This is a genomic window from Paraburkholderia sp. C35 (genome assembly GCF_003121405.1).
Classification (GTDB): Bacteria; Pseudomonadota; Gammaproteobacteria; order Burkholderiales; family Burkholderiaceae; genus Paraburkholderia.
Map to the genome: position 1 here is coordinate 1 of NZ_QBUY01000081.1, position 12,301 is coordinate 12,301.

Annotated in this window: 11 protein-coding genes; 7 read left to right on the forward strand and 4 right to left on the reverse strand. The window is 61.3% G+C overall.

The genetic code is table 11. The annotated features are described in order from the left end of the window. Together DK391_RS32215 and DK391_RS32220 are read right to left on the reverse strand one after the other, a co-directional pair. The coding region (locus DK391_RS32215) for a M81 family metallopeptidase (RefSeq protein ID WP_109482053.1) at window positions 1-1,517 on the reverse strand (1,517 nt) is incomplete at its 3' end. A 47-nt stretch (window positions 1,518-1,564) separates the two neighbouring features. Then, a complete protein-coding gene (locus DK391_RS32220) occupies window positions 1,565-2,893 on the reverse strand; it encodes an MFS transporter (RefSeq protein ID WP_109482083.1) in 1,329 nt (442 codons plus the stop codon). Between the two features lie 142 nt (window positions 2,894-3,035). On the opposite strand from DK391_RS32220, the gene DK391_RS32225 reads away from it, so the two are divergent. Both DK391_RS32225 and DK391_RS32230 read left to right on the forward strand, forming a co-directional pair. Continuing rightward, a complete protein-coding gene (locus DK391_RS32225) occupies window positions 3,036-3,974 on the forward strand; it encodes a LysR family transcriptional regulator (RefSeq protein WP_109482054.1) in 939 nt (312 codons plus the stop codon). 161 nt (window positions 3,975-4,135) lie between these two features. After that, complete coding sequence (locus tag DK391_RS32230) at window positions 4,136-5,884, forward strand: methyl-accepting chemotaxis protein (protein ID WP_109482055.1); 1,749 nt, start codon at window positions 4,136-4,138, stop codon at window positions 5,882-5,884. A gap of 45 nt (window positions 5,885-5,929) precedes the next feature. Here the strand turns inward: DK391_RS32230 and DK391_RS32235 are convergent, their stop codons facing one another. Beyond that, complete coding sequence (locus DK391_RS32235) at window positions 5,930-7,282, reverse strand: chloride channel protein (RefSeq protein WP_109482056.1); 1,353 nt, start codon at window positions 7,280-7,282, stop codon at window positions 5,930-5,932. A gap of 270 nt (window positions 7,283-7,552) precedes the next feature. Here DK391_RS32235 and DK391_RS32240 point away from each other — a divergent pair, with 270 nt between their 5' ends. The 5 genes from DK391_RS32240 (at window position 7,553) to DK391_RS32260 (ending at window position 11,178) form a co-directional block, all read left to right on the forward strand. After that, window positions 7,553-7,885 (forward strand): DUF2282 domain-containing protein, encoded by a 333-nt coding sequence (locus tag DK391_RS32240; protein WP_109482057.1) that lies wholly within the window; start codon window positions 7,553-7,555, stop codon window positions 7,883-7,885. A 63-nt stretch (window positions 7,886-7,948) separates the two neighbouring features. After that, a complete protein-coding gene (locus DK391_RS32245) occupies window positions 7,949-8,884 on the forward strand; it encodes a DUF692 domain-containing protein (RefSeq protein WP_109482058.1) in 936 nt (311 codons plus the stop codon). After that, window positions 8,881-9,858 (forward strand): hypothetical protein, encoded by a 978-nt coding sequence (locus DK391_RS32250; protein WP_109482059.1) that lies wholly within the window; start codon window positions 8,881-8,883, stop codon window positions 9,856-9,858. Before DK391_RS32245 ends, DK391_RS32250 begins: the two co-directional genes overlap by 4 nt. Continuing rightward, window positions 9,855-10,679 carry a DNA-binding domain-containing protein gene (locus DK391_RS32255; RefSeq protein ID WP_239483010.1) on the forward strand — a complete coding sequence of 275 codons (825 nt, stop codon included), beginning with the start codon at window positions 9,855-9,857 and terminating at the stop codon, window positions 10,677-10,679. The genes DK391_RS32250 and DK391_RS32255 overlap by 4 nt, the downstream gene beginning before the upstream one ends. Continuing rightward, window positions 10,666-11,178, forward strand: a complete 513-nt coding sequence (locus tag DK391_RS32260) for a DoxX family protein (RefSeq protein ID WP_109482061.1) — start codon at window positions 10,666-10,668, stop codon at window positions 11,176-11,178. The genes DK391_RS32255 and DK391_RS32260 overlap by 14 nt, the downstream gene beginning before the upstream one ends. Window positions 11,179-11,218: 40 nt before the next feature. On the opposite strand, the gene DK391_RS32265 is transcribed toward DK391_RS32260, so the two are convergent. Continuing rightward, window positions 11,219-12,157, reverse strand: a complete 939-nt coding sequence (locus DK391_RS32265; RefSeq protein ID WP_109482062.1) for an AraC family transcriptional regulator — start codon at window positions 12,155-12,157, stop codon at window positions 11,219-11,221. Window positions 12,158-12,301 lie beyond the last annotated feature (144 nt).

The following is a 12,301-nucleotide window of genomic DNA, read 5'->3' on the forward strand; positions in this document are numbered from 1 at the left end:
CCGCGATGACTACCTCGCCGCTCCAGCAAGTCGTCACACGACCCCCCCATCGGCCCCACCCGCATACTCGCCCCCAACCTCTGCCACGGCAAATCCGCGGGATCGGCCGCCATCGGCCCCGGTGCTTTCGCCACCAGCACCGCATGCGCAGCCGCCTGAAAATCCGCACGGAAATGCACCGAGCTCTTCACCACGAGAATCATCATGCTCGCAGGCTCGTCGCCACCCACGCGAAAGAAGTTGCGCTCGAAAATCTGCATCTTGACCGTACTGACCACGATCCGCACGCCGTCGATCCGCAGACACGCAACCGGCCCGAGATCGCCTTGCATGCCGTTCATCATCGGGCCATCGAAACGGAAGCGCCCGTCCGACAGCTGCTCCACTTCGAACACACCATGCAGCGGTTCGTCGCCCGGCACGCCCGAGCGTCCTGCCAGCGCAAGCTCGATATGCGCACCGACACCCGCGCGATGTGCCGCTGCCGCCGCGTCGGCATCCCAGATCACGCCGACGGCGGCGTCCTGCACCTGAGCGCGCAGCAGCGCGCGCACCATCCCCATCGTGTTCGAGTCCCCGCCGACGCCCGGATTGTCCTGCGTATCCGCGATGATCACCGGCCTGTCCGCATGCTGCGCGAGACGCGCCGCTTCCGTGACCGCTTCATCGGGCGAGAGGAACTGCACTTCCCAGCGCGATTCATCGGTGAGTACACGTTGAAAGAGCGTGTCGATGGCATCCGACAACGCGTCTTCGTCATAGCCATAACCCCAGATCACCGGGCCGCACTCGGGAAAATCGGCAGCCGGAAAACCCGGCGCAAACGACAGCGAAGCAACCGTCCCCTGTTCGAGCATCGCCAGCATGTCGTACATGCCGAGCGCAGGCTCGACGAGCGTGCACATCGCGTTGACGGGAATCAGGAACGGAATACGCCGCGACACGCATTTCAAAGGGCGCGCATCGCGTATCAGACTGTCGAGCAGCGCGGCGGCACGCGCGCCCGTCTCCGCCATATCGACGTGCGGATAGGTTCGATACGCGACGATGGCATCGGCGAGTTGCAGCATCCTGTCAGTCACGTTCGCGTGCAGATCGAGCGATACGACGAGCGGCATCGCGTCACCGACCACGCCACGCACGCGTGCCAGCAGTTCGCCTTCTCCGTCATCGACATGCTCGGCGACCATCGCGCCGTGCAGATCGAGATAGATCGCATCGAAGCCACCTGCGCGCACGGCATCGACGATCTCGCCCGCGATGCGTTCGTAGGCGTCTTCCGTGACGTGTGCCGACGCGCTCGCGCCTGCCCAGATCACAGGGATCATTTCGTGACCCGCTTCTTCCGCGGCCTTGATGAAACCGCCAATCGGTACGTTGACGTCGCGCAACGTCAGTACATCGTTGCCGCGCACCAGCGGCGGAAAGCCCTCGCCCTGGATAAAGCTTCGATACGACGCCTTCGTCGGCGCAAACGTGTTGGTCTCGTGCTGAAAACCGGCAATCAGGATCTTCATAATGCGTGTCGTCCTCGTACTCGCTGCGATTGGATCGTTCGGAAAGGTCAGTTCGATTCAGGGCTGAGCGTCAGTTCCGGCGTGACGCGAGCCGTCGCGCGTGGCTGCCGGTTGGCCAGTATCAGCAAGCCTGCGATCACCGGCATGCACGCCATCAGCAACAGCGCGAGATGCGAATTGCCCGTCGCCGTGCGCGCCCAGCCGATCGCCGCAGGACCCCAGAAGCCGCCCGACAAACCGATCGTATTGATGAGCGCAATGCCGCCCGCCGCCGCCGGTCCCTTGATGTACTCGGCCGGCATCGCCCAGAACACCGTGTACGCCATCCACATCATGGCCGTGGCAGCCGTCAGCAGCGCGAGCGTCGCGAACAGATGCCCTTGCGCGAAGATCGTCGCGACCAGCAGCAGCGCGCCGAGCAACGCGGGCAGCGCACAGTGATAACGCCGCTCGCCTGTGCGATCCGAACTGCGGCCCGCCACGTACATGGCGATCCCCGCCGCGACATACGGAATCGCCGCATACCAGCCGAGGCGCAGCGTGTCGCTCACGCCCTGCTCCTTGATCAGCGTCGGCAGCCAGAAGCTGATGGCGTAGATCGGGAAGATGATCGAGAAGTACGCGAAGGCGAGCAGATAGACGCGCGGATCGCGCGCCACCGCCTTGAACGAATGCTGGTGCGCTTGCGCTGCGCCCGTTTCACGTTCCAGCAACTGCTTTTCATCGGCGCTCAGCCAGTGTGCATCGGCGGGACGATTCGACAGCACGAACAGCGTCAGCACACCGAGCACGATGCACGGCAAGCCTTCGACGAGAAACATCCATTGCCAGCCGGCCAGTCCATGCACACCCGAGAGCGCCGAAATCAGCCACGCCGACAGCGGCCCGCCGACGATGCCGCCCAGCGGCCCGGCCAGAAACACGATGGCAATTGCGCGCGCCATGCGGGTCGGTCCGTACCAGCACGACAGGTAATAGATCATGCCCGGCGCAAAACCCGCTTCGAAGATGCCGAGCAGAAAGCGCATGCCATAAAACGTCGGCACGTTGTGCACGAACAGCATGCATGCCGACGTCAGCCCCCACAGCACGAGAATGCGGCTGAACGTCTTGCGCGCGCCGATTTTCGGCAGCAGCAGATTGCTGGGCAGTTCGAACAGCACGTAGCCGAGAAAGAAAATGCCTGCACCGACGCCATACGCCGCATCGGAAAAGCCGAGATCGCTCTGCATCTGCAGCTTGGCGAAGCCGACGTTCACGCGGTCCAGATACGCGAACATGTAGCAGGCGAGCAGAAACGGCAGCAACCGCCAGTTGAGCCGGTTGTAGAGAGCCTGAACGGCTTCGCTCTCCTTCAGGGTCTGTATCGCTGTCATGTTCGTCTCCGGTGGATCGGGTCGATGCCCGTACTTGCGTTCCGCCATGGTGTCGGGGTAAAAATGCGTGAGCAAGAGCAACTAAGTTCACACTTCGTTGCCCACGGAGCAACGGCACCTCACACCCACGGAGTCAGACGACATGCGCGAAATCAACCAGCAACGGCTGCGCTACTTTCACGAGGTGTTGTCGCACGGGACGATTCGCGGCGCGGCGGACAGCCTCAACACGTCGCCGTCCGTCATCACGCGACAGATCAGGCTGCTCGAAGAGGAACTCGATGCCACGCTGTTCGAGCGCGAAGCGCGCGGCGTCAAACCGACGCAAGCCGCGATGCATCTGCTGGAGTTCTGGCGCGGCTACCGCTCGCAGCAGGAAAAGCTCGAAGATCAGCTGCATCTGCTGAAAGGGCTGCAGCAAGGCCAGGTGCAACTGGCCGTCAGCGAGGGGTATGTCGATCCGCTGATCGAAGAAGTGATCGCGCCCTTCTGCGCAAAATATCCGAAGCTCGATGTGGTGATCGAAAGCCTCGCCGTCGACGATCTGCTGAATCAGGTCGCCGAAAGCCGCGCGCATATCGGTCTTGCGTACAACCCGCCGCCGCATCCACGCATCGAATACCGCGCCAGTTCGGCGCAGCCCGTCGTGCTGCTGGTGCGGCGCGATCATCCACTGGCCGTTCGCGGCGGGCCTGCTGGCGTGAAGGATCTGCTCGAATGGCCGCTCGCGCTGATGCCCGCCACCTTCGGCATCGGCCACGCGGCGACCATGCTGGAATTCGCCGAGAACATCGAATTGCGTGCCACGCTCACCAGCAACTCGCTGAACGCGCTGAAGCGCTTCGTCGCGCATGGCGACGGCGTAACGCTGATCGGCGAGTTCGCGGCGTATCGCGAACTGGAAGCGCAGGAACTGGCCATCGTGCCGATCGATCACCCGCTGTTTCAGGGCGCGAAGGCGCGTCTGCTGGTCAAGTCGGGACGGCCGCTCGCGGCGGCGGCGAACGAACTGCTCGAATGGATCCTGAGCCGCATGTCGATGTTCGCCGGCAGTACTCGTACTGAAACGCCCAAGGCTTGAGGCGCGCCGCTGTCACCGCAAGCTTTCGCGCGGCGCCACGCCGTAATGCCCCAGTAGCGTCCGTGTTGGCTCTTCGTCATATTTGAAACTTTATTGCAGAAGGCCTGGCCGCGAGTCGATAAGACAAGCACTTATCCAGCCAACCTGCATAAAGACAGTCCATGACGTTTCTCAACACTCTCAAGATCGGTCCGCGACTCGGCGCGGGCTTTGCCATCGTTCTGGTTCTGCTGTGCGCGGTCGGCGGCGTCGGACTGCTGCAGGCGTCGCGCATCTACGACGGCACGCACCGGATCGGCAACGACTGGCTGCCGAGCGTCGAAACGCTCGGCACGATGCGCGCCGATGCCGACGATGTGCGCCGTCTGTCGCTGCGCGAACTGCTGAGCAGCGACCCGAGCCAGATGCAGGCGATGCGCACCCAGCACGCGCAGGCCATGACGGCGTTCGCTGCGTCGCTGAATGCGTATGCGCCGCTGGTGTCGTCGCCGGAAGAGCAGCAGCTGTTCGACAACATCAAAACCGCGTGGGCCAGCTATCTCGAAGTCGACGGCAAGCTCGAGCAGTTGATCAGTGGCGGTGAATCCACCGCGGCGCAAGCGCGCCAGCTCGCGGCAGGCGAAGCGTCGACGCGTTTCACCGCGACGCTCGATCAGATCGACAGCGACATCAAGCTCAATCATCAAGGCTCAGTCGATGAAGTCGCCAAGGCAGCCGACGCGTTCAGCAGCGCGCGCATGTGGACCATCTTGCTGTCGACGCTCGCGCTGCTGGCAGGCGCGTTCATCGCCATCATCACCACGCGCTCGATCGTGACGCCGCTGCGCCGCTCTGTCGAAGTCGCCGAGACCGTCGCACAAGGCGATCTCACGGCAGCGATTCATGTCGATGGCAAGGATGAGTTGAGCCAGTTGCTCGGCGCGTTGCGTCACATGAACGAACGTCTGCTCGATACCGTGAGCCGCGTGCGTTCGAGCAGCGAGAGCATCGCGACGGGTTCGTCGCAGATCGCAGCAGGCAACACCGATCTGAGCCAGCGCACGGAAGAACAGGCTGCCTCGCTCGAAGAAACAGCGGCGAGCATGGAAGAGCTGACCTCGACCGTGCGCCAGAACGCGGACAACGCCAGCCAGGGCAATGCACTCGCAACGCGAGCCTCGGAAACGGCGGCGCGCGGCGGTGAAGTGGTGAGCCGCGTGGTCGATACAATGCGCGGCATTTCGAGCAGTTCGCAGCAGGTCGCGCAGATCATCTCGGTGATCGAAGGGATCGCGTTCCAGACCAACATTCTGGCGCTGAACGCAGCCGTCGAAGCTGCGCGCGCGGGCGAACAGGGACGCGGCTTTGCGGTCGTCGCGGGCGAGGTGCGCACGCTCGCACAGCGTAGCGCGTCGGCAGCCAAGGAGATCAAGGATCTGATCGACGAATCGGTGACCCGCGTGAACAGCGGCACCGCGCTCGTCGATGAAGCGGGCCGCACGATGGTCGAAATCGTGCAGTCCGTGCGTCAGGTATCGGACCTGATGGGCGAAATCAGCGCGGCGTCCAGCGAGCAGTCGCGTGGCATCGAACAGGTGAACGTCGCCATTTCGCAGATGGATGAGGTCACGCAGCAGAATGCCGCGCTGGTCGAACAGGCTTCGGCTGCCGCGCAGTCGATGGCGTCGCAGGCGGGGACGCTGCGTGAAGTGGTGTCGGTCTTCAGGCTGCCGGGCGGGCAGCATGCTCAGGCAGCGATGTCGGGAAGTGCTGTCGGGCACAATGCTATTGCGCGTGCCGCCAGGCCCGCGTTTGCACCTGCACCTGCTTCGAAAAAGATGAGCCCGGCGCCTGTCAGGACACCGGCTGCTGCGTCATCGAAAACGGAAGCGTCTGCCAGCCGCGCCGAGGCCGACTGGGAGACGTTCTGAATTGCGGCGTGTCACGATGGACCCATGTGATGCGCCGTTCGATTTTCATTCGTGCGTGACGGGCGCGAGTTTGATCGCTGCGGGACGTTCCTGAACCGCCTTGCCCGCCACGGTTTTCACGGTGGCGTTCGCGCGGTTTGCCAGCATCGCGCACACCCGGCTCGCGCCGATCGAACCTGCTACCGCGAACACCACCGGGAACAGCATGTCGTGCCCGAGATGCGTGAACTCGGCGACCAGCACGATGGCCGTGATCGGCATGTTCATCGATGACGCGAGAAACGCCGCCGCGCCAACCAGTGCAAACGCACCACTCGGCACGCTTGCCCCAGCCAGATTCCACGCGCCGCCGAGCACGATGGCCAGCAACGCGCCGACCGTCAGCCCCGGCGTCAGCAGTCCGCCATGTGCGCCGGCGCGCAGGCTGCTCGCGCTGACGGCCACCTTCAAGGCGAGCAACGCTGCCGCGAGTCCGATGCTCAACTGACTGTCGAAACCGAGTTGCGCAGTTCCTTTGCCGTTGCCCAGCAACTGCGGGAAATGCACGGCAAGCACGCCGATGGCGGCAAAGTTCAGCACGTTGAGCACGATCATCCACCCGCCTGGCGCGGGCGCAGCGTTGCGCGCACGCTCCATCAAGCGCGAGAAAGCATAGGCCGCGACACCGAACACCGGCCCCGCTGCCACCGACCACGCAACCAGGCTGCCGCTCAACGCGAACGCGGGAATCGCGTACTGCGATTCGTCGCCGAGTCCCATCCACGCGACGACGGCCGCGATCACCGACGTCACGAGTGCAATCGCCACGGTAGTTGCGTCGAACGTAACGAGCAGCACTTCGAGCACGAACACCGCGCCGCCGAGCGGCACGTTGTACACGGCGGCAAGACCGGCGCCCGCGCCGCAAGCGATCATCACGCGTGTTTCATTTGCCGACAGACCCGCCACGCGTGAGAGCCAGCCTGCCACCAGCGAACCGACTTCGCGCGGCGCGACCTCACGGCCCAGCGGCGAACCAAGCGCGACTGTGACGATCTGCAGCAGCGCGTGAGCGAGCGTGCTGAGCATCGGCATGGGGGTGTCGGGGAATTTGACCGCCTGCTTGATGCTGACGAGCGGACGGCCGAAGCGGCGCACCGCCCACCAGCCGAACCCCGCAATCAGGCCACAGAACGTCATGACGAGCACACGCCGGATTGGCGACGCGCCGCCCACGCCTTGCAGAAAGCTTTCTCCGCCGATGATGGCATCGAGGCTGTAGCCGTACGCGATGTGCTGGATGGCATGCAGCAGCAACGCCAGCAGCATGCCGCCGAGTCCTGCGCCGATCCCCGTCAGGACCGTGACGGCGGCGAGACGGAGCAGCGATTTGCGATCGGGAGTGGTGAGGGACGGCATGACGGCGTTGCTCGATGAGACCGGGAATGCCTAACTATAGGGTTTTCCCGTAAATTCATCCAACAACTTTGTCTACTTAATTGATGATTTGCACGACTTGATGGGACGAAGCTCACGCAATTCCATACCAATCGGGTCAAGCCCGTGCAATCTTCCAGCGGCCTCCATTCCGTATTCTGCGGATTCAGCGGCACCTCATTGCTCGCCCATCGAACGCGATAAACCAGCGATGTCGTGACAGCTGTTCCCTGTTAAACGTTGGAGAACCGTATGAGCGATTACAAGACCACTACTCTCGTTGTCGGTGCATTTGCCGCCGCCCTCGCCGCGCTGACGGCTGCCTCCGCAAGCGCAGAAGAATTCACGGCTGCCCAGAAGAAGATTCAGGCGGAGCACACGGCGCTCGTCAAATCGGGCAAGGTCGAACCCTGCTTCGGCACCGCGCTCAAGGGGCAGAACGATTGCTACGCAGGCGCCGGCACGACCTGCGCCGGCACCAGCACCACCGACTATCAAGGCAACGCATTCAAGCTGGTTCCCAAGGGAACGTGCACGTCGATGTCGACACCCAACGGTCCGGGCAGCCTGTCTCCCAAGGCTTGACGCCGACATGTGGCCAGTCCGCGCAAGTCTGGCCACATGGTTCTCTCTGGAATAACGCTGACCATGTCGGAGCTACGCTCTTTCAACGTCCAGTCCCGCTTGCCGCCGCGAGCGGGCGTTGGACTCAAGGCTGAACATTACCGGGTGATCCTCGCATCGCTGCCAGACATCGGCTTTTTCGAAGTGCATGCAGAGAACTACATGGGTGCAGGTGGTCCGCCGCATCGGTATCTGTCGGCGATATGCGAGACGTACTCTCTATCGATTCATGGCGTCGGCTTGTCGATTGGAGCAGACCGGCCGCTCGATCGTGATCATCTGCAACGGCTGAAAGTACTCATCGATCGATATCAGCCCGCGGTGTTCTCCGAGCACCTCGCGTGGTCCAGTCACGACTGCGGCTTTCTCAACGATCTGCTTCCCATTCCCTACACTGCGCAAAGCCTCACATGCGTTGTCGATCATATCGACGAAGTACAGGAAGCACTCGGGCGGCAGATCCTGCTAGAGAACCCATCCACTTATCTGGCATTCGAGGAAAGCACGTACACGGAGACTGGTTTCATTGCGGAAGTCGCGCGGCGAACAGGATGCGGTCTGCTTCTCGATGTCAATAACGTCTATGTCGCGTCCGTCAATCAGCAATGGAATCCATTCACGTATATCGACGAATATCCGCTTGCCGTCGTACAGGAAATCCATCTGGCTGGCCACGCACAAGAGACCGACGGCAAGCGTAACCCGCTGCTCATCGACACACACGACCGTCACGTTGCACGCAACGTGTGGGATCTTTTCGCCTACGTCATCGGCAAGACAGGGCCTATTCCGACCTTGATCGAATGGGACGCCAACGTGCCCGACTGGACGACGCTAAATGCAGAAGCGAAACAGGCCGACATGATCATCGACGATGCCGTTATGCATCCGTGCATGCTCGAAACGGAGACGGCGCGTAATGGAATGCAGCGCAATTCAGCGGAGGTATCGACATCATGAGCAAACGGCACATCATGGTCTATTACGCGTGGAGTCGTCCTGGTGAAACAGGCGCACCGCTTCAGGTGATAGACGATCGATTCCCGACACTGTTCGAAAGCCGCAGAATGGTCTTTCCACGATTTCACGAATTTGCGGATGTGGATCAGTTCGACCAGAGTGTCGCGGGTTTTCTCGATCACATCATGAAGCGTAACTTCACCGCTTTCATCGATCTGACGGCTTCGCTGACAGGTCAAAGTGTGGTCGAAATCGAGCGCGTGACAGACGACGGAAGTATCACGTCATTAGATGCGGAACTTCTCCATGGAATCGACACGCTGATCGTGATCAGTTTCGATTCACTGAGAACGATGCAGTCTGCGCAGCCTGAAGAGATCGAAGCGCTCCGTGCGTTCCTCGATCATCCGGACCATGTCGCGTTTATTTGCCCGCATCATGATATCGGCGATGTCGCGGCGCTCCCGGAAAGCGAGCAGTTGACACGTCAGATAGCCGAATTCGAACATCACGGGGATAAAACGATTCCGCCCCGGCAAAGGTTCGGCGGTTTCGCGCGCTCGCTGCTAGCCGGACTGGGCGTACCTGTCGAGAATCGCTTCGGCATGCGACCGGCAAGCGAAGCAGACGGCACGCCCGCACCGATCGAAGCCGATATGGCGCTCGATCGACTTGGCCTGCTGCAAAACGTCAGCACGTTCAATCTGCATCCGCATCTGCCGCAACTCGAACGCCTTGGCGAAGCGTTAGACAAACTCGATGTGCTTGTGCGTCAGCGCATCGATACGCACGCTCCGCCGCATCCGTTTGCACAACAGCACACGACTTTCGATGCACTACTGCAATCGCGCAAAGAGACGTTTGCAGGCAACTTGCTGGTGAGTGACACGACGCTCTGGAGTTCGACGGCGGGTGGTGTCGATAGTCTTCGCCAGTTCTGGACCAATGTCGTACAACGGCCGGTTCTGTCGTGAGCCCGTATTCGCACTCGCTATCCGAACGGCAACGGTGCTTCGCGTCGGCGTTACTGGACCCGACCAGGCCTGTGCCATCCGGCCTGATCGGCCCCGACCAGCGAACCGACGACAAGCGCTTCAATGTGTACCGCAACAACGTCGTCGCGGGACTGGTCAACACCTTGCAGGCTGCATTTCCTGCGGTGCATCGCATAGTCGGCGAAGAGTTCTTTGCAGCAATGGCTCGCATCTACGTCGCACTCGAACCGCCGAAGTCGCCCGTCATGCTCGACTATGGCAAAACGTTTCCCGATTTCATCGAGCGGTTCGAGCCTGCGCGCAGCGTGCCCTATCTGCGCGACGTCGCACGACTCGAGCGGGCGTGGGCCGAGGCCTATCACGCCGATGAAGCATCGCCCGTCAGTCACGCTCTGCTTGTGGACATGGCCTCCCATCATCTTCCGCATTTGCGGCTCACGCTGCATCCGTCTGCGCGTGTCGTTCAGTCCTGTTTCCCCATCGTGCAGATATGGCAGATGAACATCGACGGAGGCCCGCCAATGGGGATCGACATCGCAGCAGGCGGCGAAGATGCGCTCGTGCTTCGTGCGCATGCCGAGGTCGAGGTTCGCACATTGCCCGTCGGAGCGGCAGCGTTCATCCGTGGCCTTGCAGTCGGCAACTCGATGGAAGGCGCAACTACACTCGCACTCGCCGTGCATGCCGCGTTCGATCTGGCCGGTGCATTGCGCGATCTGTTCTCGATCGGTGCGATTGTCGGCTTGAAAACGAGGGCTGCAGATTCCGCTCACTTGCGAGGTATCGATGAGTCAGCTTGAAGCCACCGCAAAAGGACACTTCGCGCCGATGGTGTGCAAGGCCGCTGAACTGATCAGGAAGTTCGGCTGGCTCGTTGCGCCACCCTTGCTGCGAATAGCGCTAGCCTTGCCGTTCTTTCGCTCGGGTCTCACGCGATGGGATGGCGTGCTCTCTATCTCGCCCGCTACGCTTTATCTGTTCGAAAACCAGTTCAAGCTGCACATCTTCGGCAGTGCCTATGCGTTCCCCGCGCCCGATGTCGTCGCGCTTGTCGTTGCGATGGCCGAAATCACACTCCCTGTTCTACTCGTACTGGGACTCGCAACCCGCTTTGTGGCGCTCGCGCTGCTGGTGATGACGTGCGTCATCCAGCTTGTGTTTCCGGACGGCTGGGCGAATTTTCATCTGTATTGGGCTTCGCTCGCCGTTGGCATCATGGCGCTCGGACCTGGCCCGCTATCGCTTGACCATTTGATAGTACATAGCATGCACGCACGAAACGGCACAACTTCACCGTAGTGCGCGCATTTTCAGCGCGACGCGCACTCATCTGGCAAGCTCACAGCGGTTCTTTCGAACCACCTCGGCGGCGCCCATGCTCGCGCGCAAATGCTGCCGGCGTGCGCCCCGTATGACGATGAAAGCGGCGCGTGAAATGACTCTGATCCGAGAAGCCCGTCATGAGAGCAATTTCCGCTAGCGCAATGCTGGTTTCGATCAGCAAGGTCTGCGCGCGGCGAATGCGGCACTGCTCGACGAAACTGATCGCCGTCATCCCCGTGCTGCGCTTGAAGAGTCTTGTGAAATGGAATCGGCCCACATTGACGATGCACGCAAGTTCGTCGAGTCCGATCGACCGGTCGAGATTGTCTTCGATGTATTCGGTAATCTGCGCAACTTCTCTTTTGCTCAACGCGGATCGTTCCTGTGGAATCACCGGTTCGAATGCGTTGTAGCTTCGGATCAGATGCGCCGCGAGCGCGACGGACATGTGATCGACTATCAGCGTTTGCGTGGGATGAGGCTTGCGTTCGAGTTCTCCCATGAGAACCTGGGCGATATGTTCGATGACAGGATCGCGCGTCTCGAACACATTTCTGATCTCGATCTGCGTCGTACCGTGTCGTCCGATCTGCTCACCGGCAGAGGCAATCAGTGCAGTGGGAATACGCAGCCGCGCAGTCGCGGAAGCATTGCCCTCCCAGAGCGAATCGTATCCCGCAGGCATGAGCATCGAAACGCCAGATGAAATGAGACTTTCGTGAACTTGCCCGTCGCGCCCCTGAACGAGACGTGCACTGCCCGAAGGGCAATAACAGATTAGATGATGATCGAGAGCGGGATACCGCTCGGATATATCGTGAAGGGGAGCGTACATGTCCACTGTCACACCCGACCACACCCGCTCGCGAGTCGTCGCAGTGGGACGATGCGACAGGACATGAACGATCTGATCGATCGTGACGGGGTTATCTGCGCTCTGGTGGATCGTTGACATGTCACAGTGCCCGTTAGCCCGCTGTTACTGCAAATCCGTTACTTCTAATCCAGCTCGACAAAAATGCTATCACGCCAATATTCCAGCGACGTGAAGCCCTTGAATGAAGTATCGGAACGTCGATAAGCAGATGTTTCCCGTCAA